We start from the raw sequence: 26,147 nt of genomic DNA, 5'->3' as shown, positions 1-26,147 counted from the left end.
TCCTCCGATCCGGTGCCACTCGTTCCCAGCTCGGTTCGGGTACGAAGCGAAAACTCATTGGCCCCTGGTGTCCCGACCCTGAGTATGCAAGTCGACGAGACGGTCGTGGCTGTCATCCTCGGGTTGGTGCAGGGGGCGCTGGAGTGGCTTCCCGTCTCAAGCGAGGGTACCGTCGCGCTCGTGTTGACGCTGTTCGCCGGTGAGGCACCAGTCGTCGCGACCCGGTTCGCGCTCTTCCTCCACAGCGGGACTGCCATCGCTGCGACGGTCTTCTATCGAAGCGATATCGTGGCGCTGCTGCGCACACTACCCGACTGGCAACCGCGCGCTGCCTTCGACGACGAGTCGGCCTCGCTCTCCTTTTACGTGCTGGCGACGCTCGTTTCCGGGGTCGTCGGGATCTCGATGTATTTGACGCTGGCCGAACTCGCCTCGGAGCTCGCGGGCGGCGGGTTCGTTGCGCTGATCGGCGCGCTGCTGGTCGGGACGGGACTCATCCAACGGACCGCCGAGCAACGCGGTCACGGTGGTCGTGAGTCGCCTGATGCGGTTGATGCGCTCCTCGTCGGGGTGATGCAGGGGCTCGCGCTTCTCCCGGGCGTCTCCCGGTCCGGGACGACCGTCAGTGCGCTCCTGTTGCGCGGCCACGAAGGGGAAGCGACGCTTCGGCTGTCGTTCCTGCTATCGATCCCCGCATCGCTGGGTGCGGGCCTGCTCGTCGTCGTCGACGAAGGGGTTCCGGCAGTTTCGCCGGAAGCTGCGATGATCGCGATCGGCGTCAGTGCCGTCGTCGGCTTTCTGACCGTCAGCGCGTTAGTTGCGGTCGTCCGTCGAGTCGCATTTTGGGGTGTCTGTGTCGGCTTCGGCGCGCTGGCTATTCTCGGCGGTGCGCTGCTGGTCGTCTAGCCTCTAGACTGCTGTCTGATAGAGCACAGGGTGTGGGCTCCGAGAAAGGGGCGATCGCGGATCCCGGCAGTCACTCTTCGCGTCGCTCGGCCTCGATACCGGCGTTCCGATCTGCAGTGTCGCGAGGCGCTTCGGGTGGCTCGGGCGGTTCAAGGAGTGCGATGACGACCGCCGCGGACCGCGAGTCGGCCAGCGTCTCCCAGGAGACGGTCACGCGCGTTCCGGCGAGCGCGAGCGCAGCGACGATCAGGGTACCCCCTATCGCGCTGGTCGTCGCTGTGGTCAGGGCAACGGCGATACAGAGATTCGCCACGGCCGCGACGAGTGCGACGCCGCTGGCGATCTGGATAGGGCGAGCGCGGAGGGCCGCGGTTGCGCGAACGAATAGCCGGCCCGAACGTGCCTGGCGCCAGCCGTCGGCGAGGAGGCCGAGTACGATATCGAGTACTGCAATGATCGGGCCGACGATACGCGTCTCGCGAAGGTCGATAACGACGACTTCCGGGTCCGGTTCGGCCGTCAGCCAGCGGTAGAGCCACGAGGCCCGACACACCTGCTGTCCGCGTGCGGCAGTCTCAGCGAGGCGGCTGTGCGAGACCACCGCGGCCACCCGGCTGGCTATCGCCCGTGCCCAGCGCGCTGTGGTCGCCGCGGTGAGACGGCGACGGACTGTCGCGAGCGCGGTCGCAGTTCGGGAGTCGCGTACGGCCATTATCCCCCGTCGAGGTCGACGACGGTCGGCTGGATCGTCGTCGAGTCCAGGTCCAGCAGGACGGTTCCGCCCTCCTGAATCGTCTCGCTCTTGAACTGCACCCGCGAGTCACGCTCGCGGACCTGGAGTTCGACGGTGAGCGTTACGTCCTTGTTCACCGGATGTTGGCGCTCGAAGATCTCGCCGCTCTCGCTCGTGAGCGTGATCGTCGCCGGTTCGGTGGTCACGTCGGTCACTTCGGCGATCGTCCGGCCGCCGTTGGTCTCGGTCAGTCCCTCCCGGATGCTGCCGGCTCGTTCCGGTCGAATGTTGTCCAGCTGGAGTTCGACGGTCCGCGTCGTCAGTTCACCGGGCTGTGACACCGTCCCGATGCGGGTTATCTGTCCGGTGAAGTTGTAGGTGGCCGTCTCGAACGGGATCGCCGCATCTTCGCGGACCTGCTGGGGCCCGAACCGCGGCACGTCGCCGTACTCCAAGGTCTGTAACGTGAGGCTCACGTAGACTCGCCGCTGGTCGGGATCGTCCGTCCCGTAGACGGAGACGGATTCGATGGTCGCGACGGTGTCATCAGTGACGGTGAACGTATCCCCACTGGACATCGCGCGTGCCGTTTCCGCGTCGACGACACTTGTGACGACCACCTCCTGGCTTCCCCGGCTGAGAGTGTCACTGAAGCGGTCGACCGTCCCGCTGAACTGCGCTCCGGCGAGCGGGAGTGTTACGTCCCGACCGGCCTGTATCGGTGTACCGCCGAAGCGGTTCTCCTCACCGTACGTTCGCAGCGTCACGACGGTGTAGACGGACCGCCGGTCGTCCGCCTCCGCGTCGTAGGTCGCGACTGCGTCGACCGATCCGACCGAGCGACCACCGACAGTGATCTCACTTCCGGTGTCGATGCCTGCTGCGACGCCGGTCGGGGCAGTCCCGGTGACGATGACGGACCGTTCTTGGGTGGGTAGCGTTGCGGTGTTGCCTACGTCCTGAATCGAGCCGTTGACCGCGTACGCATCGGTATCGAATTCGAGCGTGCGGCCCAATCGAAGCGGTTCGCCACCGTACGTGAAGGTTCCTTCAGTGACCTGGCCGGCGACGGCAACGCGGACGAGCGCGTTCACGTTCGATTCGTTCGAGGAGACGTGGATATCCGAGATCGTCAGATTGCCGGGGCTATTGGTGAGATTCGACGTGTCGCCGGTCGAGAGCTGTTCGACCACGTACTCGGGCTGGGTCCCGAGGTCGACGGTCGCATAGCGTGTCTCGTCGGAGCTGGCGCCGCCCGCGACGAGCGCCACGCCGGCGACTCCGACCGCGAGGACTAGCAGAACGACCAGCGCGTCCACGACGTTGACCGTCCCGAACAAGCGGCCCTCCTCGTCGATGATCGGCATCTACCTCAGGTCTCTAGCAGTACGGATAAAGTGGTTTCGCTCTTGAGATGAGCGTTGTCTATAGAGGGCGCGAAAGGATTATACCGACTACTCGGTTTCATCGCCGTCCGCGGACCCGTACGTCTTGGCCGGGTCGTCGAGGTCGACGGTGACGAGGCCGTTGTCGTCGTCCCACTCTGGGACGTACTGGGTGGTGATCTCGGGGAGGAGTTCGTACGTCTCGAGAAACGCCTGGCCGGCGATCGTCCCGCCCGAATCAGTCTTCGAGACGGTGTACGCCGCTTCGTCCGCGTCGTTGTCCCCGACGGGCTCGATCCCGATTCGGTCCTCTTCCTCGTCGAAGTACAGGATCGCGCCGTCGTCGTCCTCGAAATACTCCTCGAGGGCGGCCTGGTTCACGCCGACCGAGCCTGACTTGCGTAGCGATATCTTCGGGCTGGTTCCCGCGGGTCGGCCCCGACCGCGCCCGGTTTCGTCGAATTTTTCGAATCCCATTGATTACGTTATCTCTCTGCTCTTCTAAAAGAGTTTGGCTAGTTTTATCGTCTTATATCGTATTTAATCTGTTAGCCTGGCTTTCGTAATTCGCGTAGAAAGATATTCCCGATACGCCGCTGACGGATGTGATCGAAGCTCTCAGTGAATTTTCGCAGAGAGCGTTGCACGCGTCTCCTCGCAGCTACAGCGATCGGCGAATCGTCCGAATATCGTTCGGTGCCGGAAGTATGGGTCGGAGTGAGCGATAGGGAGGGTCGGTACGAGGCTATCGAGCAGGTTCTGTGTGGGTCGGTGAACGGATATCACTCCGGCAAGACATCCGACACGAGTCGTCGCGCTCTGATGTACTCGATTCGTCGCTCGATCGGGAACCACAGCGCCACGAGCGCGGCGCCTAGACAGTTCGCCATCAGGTCGCCCCAGCCGAAGTAGCGGTAGGAGATCATTCCTTGAAGCAGTTCGACGGCGATTCCGACACCGATCGCTCCCCCGAGGACGAGTGTGGCGCGGCGGTAGGGTCGGTCACGCCAGGTCGCCGTCGCATACGCCAGCGAGAGTGCGACTCCAGCGTAGGCGACGAAGTGCAAGCGCTTGTCCCAGAACGGCGTCGGTTCGGGTGGGCGCGGCGGTGCGCTCGCTAACGAGAAGTACACCACAACAGCTAGGACGACAGCGACGCTGCTCCAGCGAAGCGCACGGGGTAATAGCGGGACAACTGGCCGGATCACGGCCTGGGTATCTACGTCGGGGAACAAGTAGCTTCTCGACTTACTCGAACCGAAGTTCCAGAGGACACCCGGGTTACAGTCGTTGAGCAGGGGAATGTGTCGTAGCTCTTATAACCTACCACTATAGTTACAAGGGTGAATGGCTGTACGGTGGCACTACCGAGTCGCGAGCGTCGTCGGCGTGGCCGCGCTGACGGTGTTTGCGGTCTGGGCCGCCAATCTCCCGCTCGTCCAGGAACTGTTCGCGCAGGTCCCCTACTTCGGGCGACCGGCGCCCGCAGTGTTGACCGGCAGCGACCTGACCGGCGCCGTCTCGACGGCCCTGGTCGTCACGCTCGCGGCGATGTGGCCACTGTTCAAACCCCGGCCGCGCCGGATCCTGGACACCGTCCTGCTGACCCACAAGCGGGTGCTGCTGGCGATGGTCGGACTGGCCGCGCTCGGATATTACGACTACAGCTACGCACTGCCACGGCCGACGCTCATCCTCATGACCGCCTTGCTGATGGGCGCGTTACCCGCCTGGACGACGGCGATCAGACAGCGCCCCTCGGCGCAGACGCGGGCGGTCATCATCGGCGACGACCCACAGGCCATGGAGGATCTCCTCGCGTCGACAGACGTGCCCGTGCTGGGTTACGTCTCGCCGCCCTCGTCGTACGTTGCTGAGGGCGAACGGATGATCGGCGCCCCCGAGATGGCCGACGGCGGGTCCGCCAAGAGTCGGCTGGACGAGCTGTCGAACCTCGGCGGGCTCTCGCGACTCGACGAGGTGTTCGTCAAACACGATATCGACACGGCGCTGCTGGCGTTCACCGAGACCGACCGCGCGGAGTTTTTCGGCGCGCTGGCGGAGTGTTACGAGCATGGGGTTGCGGCGAAGGTTCACCGCGACCACGCCGACGACATCCTGACGAAGTCAGTTGCAGGTGGTGACTTGGTCGAAGTCAACCTCGAACCCTGGGACTGGCAGGACTACGTTGCCAAGCGAGTCTTCGACGTGACCTTTGCGCTGTCGGCGCTAATCGTGCTTTCGCCGTTAATAGTGCTCATCGCAGTTGCAATCAAACTTGACGATCGTGGGCCAATATTGTACAGCCAAGAGCGAACGGCCGAGTTTGGAGACACGTTTATTGTGTATAAGTTCCGAACAATGACAGTTGGAGATGAGAACAAGACGCCCAGTGAAGACCACAGGAACGACCGTATCACGCGCGCTGGACAAGTGCTGCGGAAGGCACACTTAGACGAGATTCCGCAGTTGCTGGCGATCTGCACTGGAAAGATGAGCGTCGTGGGCCCACGAGCCGCTTGGACCGATGAGGAGACGCTAATAGAAGACGAGACTGATAGCTGGCGTAAGCGCTGGTTCGTAAAGCCCGGACTAACGGGGCTGGCGCAGGTCAAAGATGCGTCATCGACTCGACCTCAAGAGAAGGTCCGATATGATGTCGCATATATCCGTCATCAGTCATTTTGGTTTGATCTGAAGATCGTGATTAGACAGGTGTGGAAAGTGTTGGTGGATATATTCGATACCATTATTCGGTGAAAGAAACTGCTCGCGTGAGGAAGATTGCAAATATATCATTGTTACTGAAACTCTATTATCAGAATCCAATAGTGAAGGACTCACATGACTAGGCTTCGAGTGATGATCCACTATTGGAAATCAAAGCAGGTGGCAACTAGCTACCTAGCGCTGGCCCTTGCCGAAGACGGGACAATATATTAGTCATTAGGACGTACTTCCGGATACTGTCCTTACACTCAATGGAGCATGTCGATAAGGTTTACTTGAAGGGTACATACCGCTCTCAACTACGCCAGGAGAACCTTCAAACTTTTAATGCTACCGGGGTTTCAGGAGGTCGGGAACTCATTGAAATAAACAAAGAGATTTATATCCTCTAGACAGAGTCGAATTAAGTAGATACCTAATGACGGGTAAGAAGCATATTATATATACTAGCGGCGGTGGAAGATTAGGAAATCAGTTAGTTAATTATGCAAATCTATGTGCTATAGAGATGGAATATCCTGGTGTGAGTGTTATAAGTTTGCCATTTCAAGACTACTCAGAGATTTGCAGTAGGGATTCCCCAGTGTCCTATGTTGTCGACTCAGATGGGCTGCCAAATTCTTATAAACATATAATCAAACACCTTTGGGATGGACCAATTAGAACGGAGTATTCTCGATTCTACAATGCCTCAGTCCTTCATGCTTTCTCGATCGTTTCTTCGAAAGGGGAGAGTGTAATCGGTGGAGACACCCATACGCAACTCCCGATACTAGGGAGAGAATATGAGGAAATCGCTATTTCAGAGGAGAATTTATTTCAATTTTTTGATGGTGAAAAAGTTTCCGTAGTTTCTGGTTGGGGTGTCCGTGCCTGGCCGTTAGTTAGGCAATACAGTGACAAAATCCGTGATGAGCTACAAATTGATAACAACTATATTTCTAAAGCAGAAGATCATCTTAGTCCCGTCCGAGAAGAATCTGACCTTGTTCTTGGTGCACATATCCGCCACAGCGACTATAGGACATGGATGTCTGGGCAGTACTTCTTTCCATTTGTCGAGTATATCGATTTATTAGAGGATTATGTTGAAAAGAGGCACCCGAACAAAAATGTGTCAATATTGGTCTTTTCTGACGAGCCACAGCCGGTCGGTGAGGTTGACAACAAATTTAAACCTTCCATATGTCAAGACGATGGTGCTGAGAGTGACTATCCATATGACTTCGCTGAACTGTCTCTTTGTGACCGGATTATTGGGCCCCCAAGTACCTTTAGCACGTTTGCAGCCTTCTTGGGCAATAGTCCACTAGTTCCAATATATCCGCACGTCAGGAGCAAGGGTTGGGAAGTACTCAAAGAGCCTTTAACCGAAGCAAAAAACCATCCCCACTTCGGAAGTGCAGTTAAGTAGTAATTTGTATAAGTGTTCGACAGTTGCGTCACCTTTGGTCCTTAGAGAGGGTGGTGTTTAATTAAGCTTGAAACGTGGACAGGCGAATTTCTTGCTGGTTTATAACAGAAGTCGCCTGCTTCAGCGGCCAAAGAGAGTGAATATATTTAGATTTGTGGAGCGCAACCACACTCCGAATCAGCGATGGTACAGGGTATCAGTCGCACGTTGCGGGCCTATTGCTGTCGAATATCACAGATCTACCCGAAAATTTGGGTGTCAAGCAGAGTTGTAAAGTGGTCCATGATTGGGTGTAGAAAGCGGACTTTCAGTCCGAATCCGGTCGATCTCCAAATCAGGTCGTGCTTGACAAAACAGTGATTCGGATCAACGAAGCAATTCTGGCTGTACGCTGCCGCAGGCCCCGAACGAACGACCACTTCAGGTCCGACCCTATTTAACGACCAAGACAGCACTCATCGAGATCTTCCTCTCCGAACTACGAGAAAAACAAAATGTCGAAACTACTGGCTTTCTAGTCGACGGCGCTCAACACCTCCAAACCGCGCTACAACGAGCTGGACACCAATTTTAGATGTGTCGCCACAAAAATCGCAGAATTGTCGAACGAATCTTTCAAGACTTGAAGTGCCGAACATCGTTGTTTCCGAACTCCTTTAGTCATGTTGAACTGGAAATAGCCGAATATTGGTTTTCAAACCTTTGCTTGCTGGAAAATGTCACTAAATAAATAATAATGCGGCCAGAAGCCAAGTGTTTATTTGGCCAGCATAGCAATACGTGGCAATCAAGATGACTAGTAACGCTGGAAAAAGTTATCAACTATACTTTGCCGGGCTGGCTAGAGACTGTGAGGAAAATCTAGAAGAAAATATCAAAAACATACTCAAGATAGGTAGGTCTGAAGAAGTGGAAGACTATAATATCGTAGTCGCAGAAAACGACTCTAAAGACAACACTAAAGATATTCTAAGTGAAATAAAAAACAATAATAAAAATTTTTATGTTCTTTCATTTGATGGAATAGATAAAAAATATCCGGTAAGAGAGGAAAGGATATCCCATCTTAGAGAGTGCCTGTTTAGAAAAATACGAAGGATTTCAGGGGCAAACGGCTCTGAAACCGGCCGCCTGTATATACCTATTGATCTTGACTCAAAAATTGCACAATCAATCGAAAAAAACCAGTTTTTTAATGAATGTGAGCGGATTATTAATGGCGATGCAGATGCGATTTTTCCTGTATCCCGACCATATTACTATGATATATATGCGCTAAGAGCCGAAGATTGGGTGGAAAACAATTACTGGAAGAATGTTGTTGAATCAAAAACTTTGTTTGGTTCCGCCATATCAAAGGTGAGATATAAGTACCTGAAGCAAAAGCACATAGATGAGCTGATCCCCGAAGGACGAATCCCTGTTAGAAGTGCCTTTGGGGGGGTTGGAATCTACAATTTGGAAAAATTAGATGGTGCAAGTTACAAGTTAAATGGAGAGTATCCTCAAAACGCATGTGAGCACGTCCTGTTCAATGAGTCAATTAAATCAAAAGAAATTAGCACAGATTTTGTGGTTAAGGCACCCACAGAACACATACAATATAAGATACCTGTAGTATCCAAGATAAAATCATATCTCTCATCTGGTCATAGTTATTGTAAGAGTTCTTAGAGACGCGGTGTTATGTTTATACACTCCTGCATCTGGTTAATGTAGCTCGTCCACATTCAACTTATCCAAGAATTATCATTGTCATAGATATTGAATCGCCTTTCAGCGTTCAGAGGTTCTTAAGTTCACTTCGTGACAACCAGTTCGATATTATTGAAAATAGTAAAATCCGGACATAACAAAACTGGCGGTTATGATGCCTGACTTAACAAGACTCTCATATTGGCGCTTGATAACTGAAGATATACTCTCCGCCAACGTCGCTATTTGGGGAGAGATTGTCTAACCGTACAGACGTGATCATAGTGTTTGGACAATTTGTGCGTGGTAAATTGGTTTTTCCAGTGTTGTTTTTAGGGTTCTAACAATTAAAACAATGAGTAGGTGATGTCTCGTAGTCGAGAACTATGGCTCATTGCACCACCATCATAATCAAAAGTAAAGATGGCCTCCGACCGATGGAATAATTAATGTTTGCGCGAACGAGCACCGATTTGACTGATTACCGCAGCATAGGGGTAGGGAGCCCAGTTCAGCCCAGATGAAAGAAGAGCCGGACCTAGCCAGTCGTCAATCTGATAAATGATCCTGATCAGATCATACCTGAAGCCTTAGATCGCGGATTTAACACGGTTGAGTGGCAAATATTTTGTAATAATGATCTAACAGTTGTGAAGGAATTATGTTATAAATTATAAGACGTAGGTCGGTTCTATGGCTTCTTTACATATTGGGTGATCTTTCTCAGTGGTTTTATGATGCCAACAAGTGGCCCAAATCTATGATTATGTTTCTGCCACGATTTGGCAACTTCCACATTTGCGTTAAATATGTTTGATAATGACCGGTTGCTTTGACCCCCGATCGACATTCGGACGAGTACTTCATTAATATAAGTTGCTGGAACCGCTTCTTCTACAAGGAGCCGCAACAAGAATTCGTAATCTGCCGCGATTTCGAACTCAAGATCAAATGTGCCATATTTTTTATACATCCCCCTACGCACAAAGACAGTCGGGTGCGGAGGCATCCACCCGAAATAAAACTTTTGAGAAGCATATGGTCCACTTTTCCAATATCGGACAACCGAATCGTCACTATTTACATACACTAGATTGCCATAACAGATATCTGTCTCAGTTTCATTAAAGGTATTGACAACGGTCCGAAGAACGTCCGGGTGTTGGTAGCGATCATCTGCATTCAGAATGCCAATAATGTCGCCGGTCGCTAAACTGATCCCCGTATTCATCGCGTCGTAGACGCCCTCATCGGATTCTCGGACAAGTACGTCTATCTTTTCTTGATACTCATCTAAAATATCCGTCGTTTTGTCCGTTGACTCTCCGTCGATGACGATCACTTCTAATTCAGGAACATCTCGCTGAGAGAAGATCGATTCAAGCGTGTCTGCTATCCGGGGTTCATTATATACCGGTGTGATGATGCTGACCTTCATTCTTAGTTCTTTGTATACACCGCTTCTAATCAAATAACGCTCTCGACCTCCTAATGAGTCTACTGTATTGGCTTCCTTGATGTTAGAATCTGAGCTAGTGCTTCTTAGAGGCAATCAGTGTCCAAATGACACTTGTTTTAATCGACTCATACGCCAAATCTCCGAACTCACTGGCATGGCGCTGTGCATTAGGATGGGGGGGGGGNAGTGTCCAAATGACACTTGTTTTAATCGACTCATACGCCAAATCTCCGAACTCACTGGCATGGCGCTGTGCATTAGGATGGGGGGGGGGTGCAATTAAATTCTGACACCAGTGTAAAGAGTTAGCTGACACATTGGCGCAATGTTCGTTGCGAAGTCCACAATGCCATGATGTTCTGAGTTTTTAATATAATAACCTACCACGATTATACTCGTGCCCCCGCAGCGCGTAAAGCGCTGAAATCACCGCTTCCTAGGCTAAATATTAGTGAAGCCGAAGACATCACCTCAAGCCCTCTGTAAGCGACTATCTGAGGATCACCTAGTTGAATAATCTAAAGTGCCTTTTATTTTACCTATCAGATAGACGGTGCGACAGTAAAACAACTGCATCGGCTATAAGATACTTATGCTGATTGGTTTCAACATACCTAAATCTTATAGACGCTACGTCTTGAGTAGGACTAATAGAAAAGATGAAGATCGCACATATTCAACATCCATATCTGCCAGGTTATGGGTACCAAGAAAACCATCTGCCTGCACATCAAGCGGATCTGGGCCACGATGTGAAAATAATAACTAGTACAGAAATACCCCCAAAGTTCAGATCCGAGTTTGAAAGAGAATTCTTCGAAGCAGGGGAATACGAATATAATGGTGTAAAAACTATTCGGCTACCCCCATGGTTCAAAATTAATGCTATAGAAGACCTTGCTTTGCGAGGACTCTGCCCAAAATTAAACAAATTTGATCCAGATATTATCCATGCCCATGGACTTATTTCGCCCAGAACTTTGCAGGCATACTTGTATGCAGAGAGAACAAACTCTAAAATATTCGTTGACACCCACATTGACAACGGAAATTTAAGTCTGGGTTCATTCTACAAAATTGGGCTATTTTCAATATATAACTATATTATAATTCCACTAATATCTAGAAAGTGTGCATCTTATATTGCAGTGAATAGATACGCGGAACAATTCCTCGAAGATTCTACTACTGTTCCAAATTCAAGAATTGACTTTCTTCCACTGGGCATATCTAAGTCGAATTTCACCCCTAACAATAAAAAGCGTGAAAAAACTAGGGAAAAGCTCAACATACCTCTCGATAGATTTGTTATGATCTTCGCGGGGAACGTAGAGCCGACCAAAGATCTGGAGACATTGTTACGAGCACTCGCCAGCATTTCCTCAAAATATGAATTAATTGTATTAGGAAGCTGTGACCAAGATTATAAAAACAAATTGGAGGTTGTATCTAAGGAACTGGGTATAACAAATAAAGTTACATTCATTGATGCCGTCCCTCATGACACACTTTCTTGCTATTTGAATGCTGCTGATCTTGGTATCTGGCCTGGAAAGTTGGGAATTACATGTATTGAGGCTATTGGGACAGGCCTGCCACTAATAGTCTCCAACGATGCTGCAATGGAGTTTCTAGTTTCGAACAATAATGGATTCACCTTCGATAGAGGGAGCCCGCGGTCCCTATCGAGTCGTATTCAGTATTACATTGATAATCCAGCTACTTTGGAATCACACAGTCAAAATGCGGCATCGTTTGCATCAGACGAATTGTACTGGGATACTATAGCTGAAAAATCAATAACCATATATAGTAAACGAACTGATCAAGATCACTAATAATGCTACCAAATATAAAGAATTTTATGCTTCGGTGCTGCGGACTTGATTCCTACTAATGCCAGAGGCATCACTGCTAATCTCAGTATTAATCAGAAGCGGCAAATTCCCTCTACCATAATTGGTAAAATATTTGTAATTCAGTATAGGGGTCATAGAATTAGGACTAAATATTCCTATATGTATGATCCATTGTCCACTTTGTTGTCCTAACTACCTACTCAACTCGTGGGTCAGTTCGTCTCCCACCCGAGAATCGTCAGAATGGTACCTAATGGACGCCCGGATCAGGATTATATAATAACACGCAGATAAAAACAATAGTACATAAGTACTAGAATTAAGTTAGTTAATCAGGTAGTACTTGAGGAAAACCAGGAGCAGACCGTCGGGAGACGAGGACAACATTATGAAGCGGTGTGATCCCTATGAGAGGTGACTGGACCATTGACGATCTTTGGGCAGCGGTCCTTTGTCAGACACCACTGGATACGTCCCAGTCACCCGTGGGCTAGTGTGGTGAAAGCGCCTTCCTTGTGAGATGCCAGAACGAGCCAGCAGAAGGGGAATGGTTCGTTCGGGGCGGTTCGACATAAAAGAAGAGCGGGTGACTAGAGCTGTTCACTGTGTCGTTGAGGAGAGCTTGGATTGATGTCGTGGATTTTTGGGGTTTGACACTTACAATCAGTCTACTGAGTTGCTGGCATTGTGGGAACCGCCGGTGAACATATTGTGGCCAATGGTTTCGCGGCGGTACTAAAATCGGAAGGATTTATACTTGACGGGCAGTACATCTGGTCTGAAATACTCTCCTCTAAGGAGATGCCGACTCTGCATCACCATGTAAGAGTGTATCTGGGGGATACGAATGAACCATCCAACACTGAACATGACTCTTTTCAGCCTAACCTGGCCTGACCACAGACACTTTGATGGAATAGTGACTACCAAGTCCGTATTTAATCCCGCAACAGAAGGTGCAATCGGAACTCACTACTAACATATGACATCAAAACAAGACACTAAGAAAGAAATAACATTTCGTGATAAGGTAGAAGCTTTGTATCAGGTAGCAAAATTCCGGCCGAAGTTCGCAGTGGCGGTGATCGTCCTCAGCACACTTGCTGCGATGCTAGAAGGATTCGGACTAAGTTTTATCCTCCCAATTATTGATGTTGCTCAATCAGGTGGAGCAGAACCTAAAGATGCTAGTGGAGTTCTTCAGGTATTCTTGCGCGTGTACGATATTCTCAACTTGCCGTTCACGATTGAGTATTTAGTCACAGGAGTAATTGGGATTATGACGATCAGATTCACCGCCAGTTTTCTTGTGGGATGGTTTCGAGCAGCCATCGAAACGCAGTACGTTCGGTATCTCCAAACAGAGGTGTTCGATCGTGCACTCGATGCTCGGATCTCATATTTCGACAATCAGGGTTCAGACGCGATTCTGAATACTATTGTAACCCAGTCAGAGTATGCCGGTCAGGTGATACGGTTTGCGATTCAGACTATTGAACAGGCGATGCTATCACTCGTGTATGTGAGTATCGCACTGTACTTAGCTCCCCAGCTGACGCTTGCTGTAGGGGGCTTCCTAACTGTGGTATTTTATTTTTTCAGTGACTATCTTGAGTCAGGTTATTCTCTTGGAGATCAAGTGGCGACTGCAAAGGAAGAGATTCAAGAATTCGCCCAAGCAGGGACTCAAGGGATTCGTGACGTGAAGCTATTTGGAGTGTCCTCTGAACTTCGTCGTAAATTCAAGGGCTCCGTCGAGTCATTCGAAACAAACAGAATTATACTCCGAAGAAACGAAGAAGCAATCAAGAACTTCTACCAATTAGCAACTGCAGTTGGCGTCTTCGTGCTGTTGTACGGGGCGTTAACATTCTCTTCATTGTCGTTCGGAGCGCTTGGAATTTTCCTTTTCGCAATGTTTCGTCTCGGACCTAAGCTCAGCGCCCTCAATAACAACTTTTATCGGACGCAGGGCGAACTGCCTCACCTTGTCAAAACTCAGGCGTTTATAGATACTATAAAAATAATCGAGAGCAAAAAAAGTCGGTAGAATCCGCTCCTGGATCTATAGATACTATATCGTTTGAAGATGTGTACTTCAGTTATGAGGAGGGTGAGCCAGTTTTGGAGAATGTGTCCTTCGAGTTTGAGAGTGGTGACTTCGTTGCTTTCGTCGGACCATCAGGAGCAGGAAAATCAACTATCACGTCACTATTAGCGCTATTATACCGGCCGGACTCTGGTGTAATTCGGGCAAATGGTTCATCCATTGGCAATTTCGGTGCGGGGGACTGGCGATCACGTATTTCTGTAGTGAGACAAAACCCGTACATCTTCGATACAACTCTCCGAGAAAACTTGACAATCGGAAACCGGAATGCGACAGATGACGAGATTGAGACAGCGTGTAAAGTTGCTCAGGTAACTGAGTTCTTAAATGAATTGCCAAACGGATACGAAACAGAACTGGGCGACCAAGGTGTAAAGCTTTCGGGTGGCCAGCGTCAGCGACTCGCAATCGCCCGTGCACTCTTAAGAAATGCAGAGTTATTAATTCTTGACGAAGCAACGAGCGATCTTGATTCATCGTTAGAAGCGCAAGTTCAAGAGGGCATTGAAAATCTGGATCGAGAATATACTGTGCTTACGGTTGCTCATAGGCTCTCAACTGTCAGGAATGCTGATCGGATCTATGCGCTGAAGGACGGACGCATCGTTGAAGAAGGAACGCATGATGAACTCCTCAATGAAGAGGGAGTGTACGCATCACTGCATGGAATGCAATTTTCCTCATGACTGGACACTATTTCAAGGCATGGTCTGAATAGCGAACAATCCTCATATGAAGTTTCTATACCAACTTCTATCATCTTTGATCATAGTATTCCATGAGCAAACCCAAAGCAGAAATTTGGGGGGCTTTGATTTGGTTGACTGAAACAGTTTAGAAGTAACGACACTCGGTGTTTCAGTTTTCGGGAAGTTTGATAATATTCTGATTTCCGTAGCGAGCCATCTGAAACAGAATCCAATTCGCTACAGCGCGGCTTGGATGTACTGAGCAGCTCGGTGAGAAAGGCAACAGTTTCAACATTGTGCTGTGCCGCAGTTTGTGGCCGAGGCTCTCGATAGGGGCTGTGGTGATCGTTGGAAAGGGCTGAACGTGAGGCGAAACTAGCTTCGATCTACGACGATATAAACCCAGAATGGCTAAATGACGTCTGAATTACAATTTTGCCGGGTGCGATCTGACTCGAGGACTAGCTAGGTATAAGCCTGATATCAACTCCTGGGCGGAATAATGGACCGTACTGTAGCTCTGATCAATGCATAGAGGTCCAGATAAATACATAATAAATTGTACGGATAAATTATATTCAGTCGAGTATTCAGTGCCGTCGCCGATCCGGATGTCCGGCTACGGCCCAGAATGACAACTTTATTTAACTACTATGCCGCTGTCACCGGCAATTTCATCTATCAGGCAGAAGTCATTTTCATCACTTCGACGCGCAATCTAGTAAGACAGTTGCCACAATGCCACCCACGAATCGCTACCGATACACTGTCATGAAGCAATTCATAACCGTTTTGTTCTAGTATTAAAATTAGTCTCACGTGGACCGAAGGTCCCATTTCAGGGTGCAAATCCGAGGCAGAAGGAAGCTGTATTTATTAATAGTATTTACGTTGGTTTCTACTATAGCAGTCTCTATCTCAAGGGATCCTATGACCCCATCGATCTACGGGGTTGTTTATATTTTATCTTTCATCCCTATTTGCTTCCTTTGTGTTGGTATGATACATAGTTCTATTACCAAAAGTAGGTTTTCTCTAGATATGGTCCATTGGTACTTTACGTTGGTGTTCTTGGTAGTTGCTCCAATTGGGCAGTACCTTACACAGTCGTACCGCTACTCCCCTGCCACAGAATATCTATTAGCCACAAACATCCTCATTATATTCTGGTGCCTGTGTTACATAGTTGGACGTTTTCTAGTGAAAAATGCCGGTTCAACGCCTCTTGACTTTTCTTTGTTTGTAACTGGTGTCAATCGTGAACAGCGTATTGTTCTGTCAGTTGTGAGTTTGATAGCTTCGGTATCTCTAGTACTGATTTATGGGCCCTCCGCTTTCCTCACGCGTCATCTACGGTCGGTGGCTGTTGAACAGGCATTCGGTGATTGGGGCCCAATTTCGTTTTTCCTTCTAAGATGTATTAGGCCTTTTTCGCTTCTCTGTGTAATGGTTGTTTATACAAAATTTGCCAAAGTTAACGATGGACGAGCTGCATTTTATCACTCACCGGTTCTCCTACTTGCGTTCTTCGTAAATAACCCTATCTCTACTCCAAGGTATTATGCACTAAACATTATTTTTGGGATATGCTTGTTGGTGTTAATTAAATACCTGTCTACTGGATGGGCTCCATTTTCGATACTTATGGTTGCTCTCCCGGGTGCGCAGATAGTTGATGCATTCAGGTATGCCGAGTCTTTCTCTGATGTAGTCAGGTCAGTAGCTCTATCACCCTTTTCGTATATTCTTTCTCAAACTTTTGATGCTCACGAGAATATTAGCCATACTATTCACTATACAGACGAAGTTGGATTTGAAATGGGTAGTCAGTTGATTGGTGGACTCTCATTCTTCATTCCGCGAACGGTCTGGCCGAACAAACCGGTCGGTTCTGGAATATTTATTTCGAACTGGTTGGGTACGCAGGGGCATACGGTGTTAAACACCAATATAGGCGTTCCATTCTTGGCGGAATCATACCTAAATTTTGGCATATTAGGCATACTGGGAATGGGTATCCTCACAGGGGCCGGTATCCAAATTTTTGATAGGAGACTTGATATTTCTATTGGCAGACATGTTGATAATTCAGATTCAGTTGATCTATGGCTACAGCTTGGCGTATTTTCTACTGGGAACTTACTATTGTTTTTTCGAGGAAGCTTTCTTTCGGCAACATCATATCTATCATTGTTTGTATTGGCATGGATTAGCATGGTTATGCTCGTCGAGATCGTAAGATGGCGATGAAAGTGTGACAATGTATCAAAAGCCGGTGTAGCGTTAGCTATGTTGGTCTCAATTGAGAGACACAGGATCCTACAAAACTGACACGGAATCGAAGCCAGCATTCGAGGTAGACTTATCTAGCCATCGCAGGCCCAGCCCTCCCGTAGTAACCTTCCATCCTCTTAGCACAAATGTGATGTTTCTATCACACGGGCTGTGTGAATCTATTCATATTTGACTACCTCCTCGGCATGAACTGATCAATCATCTCGCCCATGAGGTCCGGAACCGACTCAAAAATTGGTTCCAAACTGTAGTCATAGGGATGGACCGCTTCCACACGTATTTATACGACAGTCATTCAACTGTGAAACAGTAGTCTCGACGATTCAGTGCTTTCATATTCGTGATCAATTGAAACGAGGACTTAGTGGCTTGACTTAGCAAATGGGGTTAATACCGCGGTCCTATTTCCTAAGATTGGTAAGTTCTTCGTCGGACAACACCCTATTGTGGATTCGAACTTCATCAAGCAGACCAGCATAGCCGTGTCCGGACGGTGTCGAAAATTGATTCCCCAAGCGTAGTGTTCCACCCCAATCCAACTTTCCGACAGACACTCGATCACGGGCCTTTCTCTCATTATTAATGTATATCGTGCGGACTGATCCATCGTATGTCATTGCAATATGCTGCCACTCATTTGTCTGGATGCCACGTCCGGTTAGCCGGCCATCATCAACACCAGGCAGTCGGAAGCTGATCTTCCCACTTTGTTCAAAAACCATAATTCTCCCAGTTGGTGTTCGTATGATATCTCGAAAATCGTTATCTTCCGAAACATCAAGAGCGGCCGGTTTAGCCCACAGAGAGATAGTAAACGTCTGTAAGGATGTTACAGGGCTCTCAACAAAGTCGGACGAGTTTTTTCCACTGAATGATAGTGCAAACTCTGACCGTCCCCTGTTTGTCCACTCAGCCTCATGAATTCGACCATGGTGTCCGCCGACACGATCATACGCCCACTCACCGGAACCCTCGTTAAAAGACCAGTAGGCGTAACCATTTCCACTGAACCCTGATATGACGCTTCCCTGTTGTACGTCATCTTCTGACACACTTAGACGGTTTCCATTAACCTGATAAATTCCAGGTAGTGGTACCACTGCCTGGTAAATGCCTTGGTCGCCGGTATGCCTTTCAATCGCAATGGACTGCGATTTCTGCCCAATCTCTGCCGTTACTTCAATGTTCAATGTCCTATTTTTCGGCGCAGGACCAGTTACCAATGCTCCAGAAACCGGAGTAAATACCCGCAGTGAATCCGTTGAATTCATCCACACTGCGCGATAATTTTCCGTGTCAATCCCAAAGGTGTCGCTCCAGAGTTGGTCATAAAGTTCACCGAATTCCGTCGTGGCGGAGGGATCGCTCTCTTCTATAGTAATGAACCCAGCACGGTTTCGTAGTTGCTCATACCACTCTGCACTATTACCCGAGGTCACAAAGTCTTGAAAGTTTGACTGAGCATACCCGTACCCTCGAGATTCTCCGTTCACGAACCAATTGTACACTCGATTACGACCCCACTGACTAAACACATAATTTTTCGGATAATCCCATCCCTGTTCTTTAGAATGCTCTCGCATAAACTTTGCAGCCTCGTACATCGAATCGTCGATCACTAACTGCGAGTGCCGAATAGGCGTCAACAACCCGCCGAGACTCCCCGCCCCGAATCCGAGCACGCCGAGATGAAGCAATTGCCGGCGATTGGGCCGAACCAGTTCACCGGCAGAGCTAAACTCATCTCCACTGCTACCGACGACCCTAGGGCCATCAGCCAGACGATTATCAACGAACGGCGTGGGAACCGACGCCAAGTCGACCCACGCCGCCAGATGGACGAACCCTAACCCACCAAACAGCGCCGCAAATAGTGCCAGTTGGCCCGCAAACCGAACCTGGATCGCAGACAGCAACAAGAAGTACCAGCCGTATACAGTGATCAGCAGCCAAGCCGGCGCGTGGCGCCGATAGCTCATCCAGAGGGCCCAACACATGTGCCCCAACGCTAGGAAGAGCCCGAACCCGAAGAGGAATATCGGACCGATGATCGTCCCCAAGTCGCCGGACACTATTGAGGTCGTCTCCGCGATCCCCTCGGTCGTCAGCAGGAAGTCCATACCGCGCTCTAACTCCGTCGCAAACACCGGTACCAGCGACCACAAAGCGACGATACCGAGGACTAACCCGACGACCGAGACCCCCACAACCAACCGCGAGGACACCTCAGCACGCCGCGCACCCTCACCCAACACGAGCAGGCCAGCGATCCCGACCGACAACAGTACGGGCGCGACGATGACCGCTGGCGTGTGCCACCCCAGCGAAATGTGCGCGAGGACAGCCACGAATGTCCCCATTGACACACCGGCCAGCAGGGGCCTGCCAGCCCGAAGCGGCGACCCACCGTCTCGCAACACCGACGGCACCAGTCCCAGCGCGAACAGTCCGAGCGGCACCAACAGCAGCGGTCCGGCGTCCCACGCGAGCATCTGTCCGGCGACACCGACAGCGAGGGCGCCGACCCATGCCCACGTCCGCCGCTCCAGAATATCACGACCGACCACGGAGACGGCCGCCAGCACAGTCAGCGCCAGCCACGGGTAGTCGAAGGCGTGATGATCCGCAAACCCGAGCCCAGTGCGAAAGGCGTGACCCGGCGTCACCGCCAGGAGCGCGACCGCGGCGATACCGACCCGCTTGTCGTCGGTCACCCGCACCGTCAGCGCGTACACCAGCAGCGCGGTCACGACTGCGGAGACGACAGGGAACCACGCCAGCACGCCGTCAACTGCGGATTCCCCGCCCAGCAGCGCCGACACCCACCACATCGACACGAGCATCAGTGGCTCACCGTGCGCCACACCCGACGGCAACGATGACAACACGGACAGGTCGAACGGATTCGAACTCACCGCCAGCAGTTCGTGAACGAGATAGCGATAGTAGTAGGGGTCGTTGCCCGACAGCACCACGTCGCCGCCGCGGAACACCGACTGCAGCGGCAACACTCGGAAGACGACGACCAGCGCCAGCGCACCGAGCAAGCCGGCGACCGCCACCCGATCAAACTCGACAGATAACGACTCGGTAAATGACGCCGACTGCTCGTCGTCAGACGACACGCTTCCATCACCATCTAGTGCTTGCCGAACAGCTTTCGGATCCGCTAGCGTGTACTCACCGTTGACCTCCTCGACGATGCCCCGAGAGACCAGCTCACCGAACGCGCCCGAATCCAGCGACACGTCGTCGAACGCCCAGGACTCGGTCGACTCATCAACTGCCAAGACTTCCTCAAGCTGCGACTCCAAGTGAGACTTGTCTGCGAGGAGGGCTTCGGTCTCTGTCCGCGCGTCAGCCATTACTGCACTACAATTGGCCGGAGGGTATAAATAACATACATTCCTCGTACCGCCGCCTGGTTACCCGCAATAATTAGTGTCGAAGGTTAAAAACCACAAACAACGACTGTAGAGCATACATTAGCAAGCTAAACCATTAGTCGGGAATAACTATCTGTTTGCGGTTTTCCTCGTACCAGTCGATCGTTCGTTTGAGTCCGTCTCTGAAGGCTGTCTGCGCTTCCCAGTCGAATCGCTGTTTCGCTCGCGAGACATCAAGTCTCCGACGAGGTTGGCCGTCCGGCTTCGAAGTATCCCAGTTGATGTCGCCCTCGAAATTAGTGAGATCTGCGATCAATTCAACCAATTCCCGAATGCTAATCTCGGTTCCGCTTCCCAGATTCACCGGGTCGCTCTGGTTGTAGCGCTCCGTGGCAGTGAGAATACCGTCTGCCGCGTCCTTCACGTAAAGGAACTCCCGGGTTGGCTCTCCCGTTCCCCACGCCGTAATTGAGTCCTCACCATGCTCCCGCGCCTCAACGCATTTCCGGATGATCGCGGGGATGACATGGCTTGTCTCCAAGTCGAAGTCATCCTGCGGCCCGTAGAGATTGACGGGCATCAAGTAGATGCTGTTGAAGCCGTACTGTTTCCGATACGCCTGCGATTGGGTCAGTAACGCCTTCTTTGCGATGCCATACGGAGCGTTGGTCTCTTCGGGATATCCGTCGTACAGGTCGTCCTCGCTGAACGGGATATCTGTCATCTCCGGGTATGAGCAAATCGTCCCCAAGATGGTGAATTTCTCCACGTCAAATTGCCGAGCCTGTTCCATGAGCTCGATGCCCATGATCGCGTTATCATAGAAGTATCGGCCAGGGTTCTCTCGATTCGCACCGATCCCGCCGACAGTCGCCGCGAGATGAATGACGACATCAGCATCTGAATCCTCAAACGCCCGCTGGATGTCAGATTTCTCGCGGAGGTCGTACTCTGCACTTCGTGGGACAAAGGTTTCGACACCAGACGATCGTGATTCGAGACTCTCAACGAGGTGTGAGCCAAGGAAACCCGACCCACCAGTCACCATGACGGTTTTGTCGCCCCAGAACTGGCTCTCGCTCATCGCCAGTCCACCCGCCCGTACCACTGCTCTCGGTTCTTGTCGTACCAGTCAATCGTCTCGTGGACGCCCTCCCGCCAGCTCACTTCAGGCTCCCAGCCAGTCTCCTCGTGGAGTTTTTCGTAGCCAACGAGAAGCTCCTCGACATCGCTGTCACCTGGCCGGTACCGATCCTCTCGTTGGACGATCTCGGGATTATTCCAGTAACCGTGTTCACTCCCAACCTCGAGAATCAGGTTCGTCCACTCCCGCATCGAGATGTTCTCGCCGTGGCCGTAGACGTACTGCTCACCCGGAGTGCCCTCCAATGCGACGTGAAGGTGACCACGGACGCCATCACTCACATGACACATGTCCCGTTTCGGCTGGAGGTTTCCGAGCTTGACGACATCGTTCTCCAGTGCCTGTGTGATGATCGTTCCAGTGATGTACCGTGGATTCTGACGCGGACCGTAATTGTTAAACATCCGCGTCGTGACAGTTGGCAGTCCGTACCCGTCGTGGAAGTTCATCGTAAGGAAGTCAGCCGCAAGCTTCGAGGTCGCGTAAATACTGGTGGGATTCACGGGCGACCGCTCGCTCAGCAGTACCCGTCCGTCTTCCTGGAACTCGTGCTTTTCCTCCATTTCGTCCTTGATATTGCCATACTCTTCGCTTGTTCCAGCGGTATCTATCTTCGCGACATCGAGATCGAGGTCGACCACCGCTTGCAAGAGGTTTAGCGTCCCTGTGACGTTGGTTTCGATCGTCTCATACGGTCGATCCCAAGACTCGCCCACGTGAGCCTGCGCAGCGAGATGGAAGATCAGCGAATCGCTGTAATCTTGCAGGCTTGACAGCGCCTCACGGACGGAATGGCTGTCTCTGAGGTCGCCACGGTGGACTGTGACCTCCTTTGACTGGTGGACGATGTTGTTGAGTTCGCCGCTGGATGTCGCACGAACAAAGACGTGGACATCGGCTCCAGCGTCTACGAGCCTATCAACCAGGTGTGACCCCACGAATCCATCAGCCCCGGTGACGAAGACCGGGCGATCTTCGACTTTCGTATCGATATCCATCGTTATTGGCTCTAGCCTAACCACGTATTTAAGTTACTAATATCAGGAACCTCCAGTCGAAGTAACCCGTCACGGTAGCAGGCAGACAGGCGTTGAAGATGTGTACTTAATTTTCGGCAACCTGGAATCCTGCATCCACCAAGTAATCTTTCACGTAGGGGTGCAAGTCGATACTGTCGAAAGGTGAAGCGAACGGGCGAAGTGACTCGTGTTGGTCGTCAAACTCGAGTTCAGCATCGTCAGCAGTGACGTGGTAAGCGATCGGGACGTAGTGTTTCCCATCGCTGTTGTCAACATCAGCGATGTCGTAGAAATGTTCGTAGACGCCAAGTTGCTCCTCAATCGACACAGACACACCTAACTCATCAGCAGCCACGCGGTGGACGGCATCTTCTAAGGACTCATGTTTACGGACTGTCCCACCAGGCATGAACCACTCGCCCTTCGCAGGCTCATTTGTACGCTTTCCAAGTACCACGCCATCTGGGTGCTCAACGACTAGGTCAACAGAGACAAGCGGTACGTTTGCTACAATAGTTTCCCAATCAGACTGGGGGACCGGCTTCTTCTCAGACATACAGGGGGTAGTAGATCATGTCATACCCATCTTGTGGTCGTCGGCAGATTAACCGTCCACCATCGCCGGCCTGAGCACCGTTCCGTTCGGACTCACCTCGTCGTCTCAACTCAGAACCCGGTCAACCCGGAAACATGGGCGATGTGGAGTGCTTCTCGATTCGTGAAGATCCTGCCTATTTCAATATTTTCGAGACTAAACGGTCTGTACTTCAGTCCACTCGGTCCCCGTGTGTCTCTCCGGACTCGTGTGCTCACAGCTAACTCCCACTCGAAGCCATCGGGACACATTGGCGAAGGCATGATGGGTCACCACACAGGCCATCCACGACTGGTTGACCGGTAATCGTTCGGTCATCTAAATCTAAGAACCCCTCCCGTGACGTTGGAAAACGGACGGCCGCTCGTTCAGTTCACACACCCGACGAACTATGTCAGTCACCACACCATTCTCAGCAAACCCGCCGTGATCTACAACCCCCCGAAATCCCCGAATCGAGAGGAACACCCCTATGTATCGCCTTTGATCCGCACGTACACCCTGGCCATTCCCCGCTAGTATACCGGTTTCCTACCCCGATTCGCGTCTAGACTCCCCAGAAATCTCTAGATTGCGACCACCCGACCACATGCTCGATTCTGCTATTTTCGGCCCACAACAGCGTTTTCGAGCCGAATCCATCGAACACGACGCTGGCCGAAACATGTCGACATCCCTATTTCGCTGCACCCCTGAAACCGGACATACCTAGCGTATGAAGGGGTGTTCCGCTAAGTATGGGACAATTCAGAATTATGGTAGCTCCAGGATCCCAAGCAGGCGCCGGCCGCGCTCCGTGGGGATTTCGGCCACCTGAGTCTCCCCGGGGTGGGCCCGCCGTCTCGCTTGGGCGACCAATCGGTGTTTTCGCTTCGAATCCGTGTATTTTCCACTATACTAGCGGGGATCTTCTTACCCTGTATCCTGGAATTCCAAGCGATTCAGACCGAACTGACGGCAATCTCCCGATCTCAGTGGGTTGCAGATTCGATCGAGCGCTACTGAAAGGCGCCTTCCACGGAACAGCTGGTGTCTCCGATCAGTGGCTCACGACTTCACTCGCGGGTCACTGACGCCGTGTGAGCACGCTTAAGATGCGGCCGGCGCTGGTTCCGGTATGGAACCACGGGACCTCTCCGACCACACCGTCTACCGCGCCGGGAGGGGCATCGAGGAGGTCGCCCGCGAACTCGGGCTCGACCCCGACGACCTTGTCAAGCTCTCCTCCAACGAGAACCCCTTCGGCGCCAGCCCGAAGGCCGTCGAGGCCGTCCGCGAACACGCTGACCGCGTCTCCAGCTACCCCAAGTCCGCCCACACCGACCTCACCGAGAAGGTCGCCGACCGTCACGGCCTGGCCCCCGAGCAGATCTGGCTCACTCCCAGCGGCGACACCGCGCTGGACAACCTCGCGCGGGCGTTCATCGAGCCGGGCGACCGGGTGCTCGTTCCGACGCCGGGCTTCGCCTACTACCCGATGTCCGCTCGCTACCACCACGGCGAGGTCGACGAGTATCGCCTGGAGAAGGCCGACGACTTCGAACAGACGCCCGAGACCGTCCTCGACGCCTACGACGGCCACCGGATTGTCTACGTCACCAGCCCGCACAACCCGACGGGCTCGGAGATGAGCCTGGACGACGTGCGGACCGTCGCCGAGGAGACCGACGAGGAGACGCTCGTCGTCTACGACGAGGCCTACATCGAGTTCACGGACTCGCCTTCGGCTATCGACCTCGTCGAGGGGCGCGAGGACGTGGCCGTGATCCGGACGTTCTCGAAGGCCTACGGGCTCGCGGGGATGCGTCTGGGCTACGCCGTCGCGCCCGAGGAGTGGGCCGACGCCTACGCCCGCGTGACCACTCCCTTCGGCGTGACCGAGCTGACCTGCCGGGCCGGTCTCGCGGCGCTCGACGACGACGACCACGTCGAGCGGACCGTCGAGGGCGCCAGATGGGCCCGCGAGTACATGCACGAACACCTGGACGCGGACACCTGGGAGAGCGGCGGCAACTTCGTCCTCGTCGAGGTCGGCGACGCGAGCGCGGTCGCCGACGCCGCCCAGCGCGAGGGCGTCATCGTCCGCGATTGCACCAGTTTCGGCCTGCCCGAATGTATCCGGATCACCTGCGGTACCGAGGCCGAGACCCGCCGCGCGGTCGAGACGATCAACGAGGTCCTCGCGGAGGTCTCCGCCTGATGCGCGTCGCCGTCACCGGCACGCCCGGAACGGGCAAGACGACCGCCGTCGAGCGGCTCGCGGACGCGGACGGGCCCGCCTCGGGTCTGGCCGTCGAGCATCTCAACGACGTGATCCACGAGGAAGAGTTCGTCGTCGAACACGACGACGAGCGCGACTCGGCGGTCGCCGACCTCGACGCGGTCGCCGACTACCTCGACGGTCGCGACGACGTGCTGTTCGAGTCCCACCTCGCTCATCACTTCGACGCCGACCGCGTGGTCGTTCTCCGAACCCATCCCGAGGAGCTGGAGCGTCGGCTCACCGACCGCGGAGAGTCCGACGCGAAGGCCGCGGAGAACGCCGAGTCGGAGGCGCTGGACGTGATCCTCTCCGAAGCGGTCGAGCGCCACGGCGAGGAGAGCGTCTACGAGATCGACGCGACGGAGACCGAGCCCGAGGAAGTCGCGGCGGCGATCGAGGCGGTCGTCGCGGGCGAGCGCGAGCCCCAGGCCGGTACAGTTTCGTTCCTCGACTATCTATGACCGC

General features: G+C 52.4%; 19 protein-coding genes and 1 pseudogene. 11 read left to right on the top strand and 9 right to left on the bottom strand.

Translation table 11 applies throughout. From position 1 onward, the window contains the following. Positions 1-84: 84 nt before the first annotated feature. Positions 85-906: an undecaprenyl-diphosphate phosphatase gene (locus C475_RS15415; protein WP_006884784.1), complete on the top strand. Its 822-nt coding sequence runs from the start codon at positions 85-87 to the stop codon at positions 904-906. A 70-nt stretch (positions 907-976) separates the two neighbouring features. Here C475_RS15415 and C475_RS15410 read toward each other — a convergent pair whose 3' ends face one another. The 4 genes from C475_RS15410 to C475_RS15395 all read right to left on the bottom strand — a co-directional run bounded on the left by C475_RS15410 (position 977) and on the right by C475_RS15395 (position 4,232). After that, positions 977-1,618, bottom strand: coding sequence for a hypothetical protein (locus tag C475_RS15410; RefSeq protein WP_152436454.1), 642 nt, complete (start codon positions 1,616-1,618; stop codon positions 977-979). Beyond that, positions 1,618-3,006, bottom strand: coding sequence for a DUF4330 family protein (locus C475_RS15405; RefSeq protein ID WP_006884782.1), 1,389 nt, complete (start codon positions 3,004-3,006; stop codon positions 1,618-1,620). Before C475_RS15405 ends, C475_RS15410 begins: the two co-directional genes overlap by 1 nt. A gap of 87 nt (positions 3,007-3,093) precedes the next feature. Beyond that, positions 3,094-3,501, bottom strand: a complete 408-nt coding sequence (locus tag C475_RS15400) for a hypothetical protein (RefSeq protein ID WP_006884781.1) — start codon at positions 3,499-3,501, stop codon at positions 3,094-3,096. Positions 3,502-3,806: 305 nt separating this feature from the next. Next, a complete protein-coding gene (locus tag C475_RS15395) occupies positions 3,807-4,232 on the bottom strand; it encodes a VanZ family protein (protein ID WP_204366174.1) in 426 nt (141 codons plus the stop codon). Positions 4,233-4,371: 139 nt separating this feature from the next. Between C475_RS15395 and C475_RS15390 the strand changes: the two genes are divergently transcribed. The 4 genes and pseudogenes from C475_RS15390 to C475_RS23255 all read left to right on the top strand — a co-directional run bounded on the left by C475_RS15390 (position 4,372) and on the right by C475_RS23255 (position 8,842). Beyond that, a complete protein-coding gene (locus C475_RS15390; RefSeq protein WP_006884779.1) occupies positions 4,372-5,784 on the top strand; it encodes a sugar transferase in 1,413 nt (470 codons plus the stop codon). A gap of 388 nt (positions 5,785-6,172) precedes the next feature. Then, positions 6,173-7,168, top strand: a complete 996-nt coding sequence (locus C475_RS23260) for an O-fucosyltransferase family protein (protein WP_152436452.1) — start codon at positions 6,173-6,175, stop codon at positions 7,166-7,168. 101 nt (positions 7,169-7,269) lie between these two features. Further along, positions 7,270-7,902 (top strand): annotated as a pseudogene (locus tag C475_RS22440) (IS6 family transposase). Between the two features lie 58 nt (positions 7,903-7,960). Then, entirely contained in the window at positions 7,961-8,842 is an 882-nt protein-coding gene (locus C475_RS23255; RefSeq protein WP_152436451.1) for a glycosyltransferase family protein, read from the top strand. A gap of 712 nt (positions 8,843-9,554) precedes the next feature. Here the strand turns inward: C475_RS23255 and C475_RS15380 are convergent. Next, on the bottom strand, positions 9,555-10,301 hold the full coding sequence (locus C475_RS15380) for a glycosyltransferase family 2 protein (protein ID WP_049930715.1): 747 nt from the start codon (positions 10,299-10,301) through the stop codon (positions 9,555-9,557). A gap of 680 nt (positions 10,302-10,981) precedes the next feature. Between C475_RS15380 and C475_RS22435 the strand changes: the two genes are divergently transcribed. From C475_RS22435 to C475_RS23250, 4 genes are all read left to right on the top strand, one after another. Beyond that, the gene (locus C475_RS22435) at positions 10,982-12,160 is read left to right on the top strand and encodes a glycosyltransferase family 4 protein (RefSeq protein ID WP_006884776.1); all 1,179 of its coding nucleotides are present in this window, start codon (positions 10,982-10,984) and stop codon (positions 12,158-12,160) included. A 1,003-nt stretch (positions 12,161-13,163) separates the two neighbouring features. Continuing rightward, positions 13,164-14,231: an ABC transporter transmembrane domain-containing protein gene (locus tag C475_RS24935; RefSeq protein WP_235728465.1), complete on the top strand. Its 1,068-nt coding sequence runs from the start codon at positions 13,164-13,166 to the stop codon at positions 14,229-14,231. An 83-nt stretch (positions 14,232-14,314) separates the two neighbouring features. Further along, complete coding sequence (locus C475_RS24930) at positions 14,315-14,977, top strand: ABC transporter ATP-binding protein (protein ID WP_235728464.1); 663 nt, start codon at positions 14,315-14,317, stop codon at positions 14,975-14,977. Between the two features lie 1,449 nt (positions 14,978-16,426). Continuing rightward, positions 16,427-17,230, top strand: a complete 804-nt coding sequence (locus C475_RS23250) for an O-antigen polysaccharide polymerase Wzy (protein ID WP_152436450.1) — start codon at positions 16,427-16,429, stop codon at positions 17,228-17,230. A gap of 446 nt (positions 17,231-17,676) precedes the next feature. On the opposite strand, the gene C475_RS15370 is transcribed toward C475_RS23250, so the two are convergent. From C475_RS15370 to C475_RS15355, 4 genes are all read right to left on the bottom strand, one after another. After that, complete coding sequence (locus C475_RS15370) at positions 17,677-20,640, bottom strand: LamG-like jellyroll fold domain-containing protein (protein ID WP_006884775.1); 2,964 nt, start codon at positions 20,638-20,640, stop codon at positions 17,677-17,679. Between the two features lie 136 nt (positions 20,641-20,776). Continuing rightward, positions 20,777-21,745 carry a GDP-L-fucose synthase family protein gene (locus C475_RS15365; RefSeq protein WP_049930741.1) on the bottom strand — a complete coding sequence of 323 codons (969 nt, stop codon included), beginning with the start codon at positions 21,743-21,745 and terminating at the stop codon, positions 20,777-20,779. After that, positions 21,742-22,803, bottom strand: a complete 1,062-nt coding sequence (locus C475_RS15360) for a GDP-mannose 4,6-dehydratase (RefSeq protein WP_006884773.1) — start codon at positions 22,801-22,803, stop codon at positions 21,742-21,744. The genes C475_RS15365 and C475_RS15360 overlap by 4 nt, the downstream gene beginning before the upstream one ends. A 106-nt stretch (positions 22,804-22,909) precedes the next feature. Next, a complete protein-coding gene (locus tag C475_RS15355; protein WP_049930714.1) occupies positions 22,910-23,380 on the bottom strand; it encodes a GDP-mannose mannosyl hydrolase in 471 nt (156 codons plus the stop codon). 1,156 nt (positions 23,381-24,536) lie between these two features. Here C475_RS15355 and hisC point away from each other — a divergent pair. Beyond that, the gene (hisC, locus tag C475_RS15350; RefSeq protein ID WP_006884771.1) at positions 24,537-25,619 is read left to right on the top strand and encodes a histidinol-phosphate transaminase; all 1,083 of its coding nucleotides are present in this window, start codon (positions 24,537-24,539) and stop codon (positions 25,617-25,619) included. After that, positions 25,619-26,143, top strand: a complete 525-nt coding sequence (locus C475_RS15345; RefSeq protein ID WP_006884770.1) for an adenylate kinase family protein — start codon at positions 25,619-25,621, stop codon at positions 26,141-26,143. Before hisC ends, C475_RS15345 begins: the two co-directional genes overlap by 1 nt. The last annotated feature ends 4 nt before the right edge of the window (positions 26,144-26,147 follow it).

The sequence above is a fragment of the Halosimplex carlsbadense 2-9-1 genome (genome assembly GCF_000337455.1).
Lineage (GTDB): Archaea > Halobacteriota > Halobacteria > Halobacteriales > Haloarculaceae > Halosimplex > Halosimplex carlsbadense.
The sequence above is the reverse complement of the archived record's forward strand: the minus strand, read 5'-3'. Positions and strand labels throughout refer to the sequence as shown.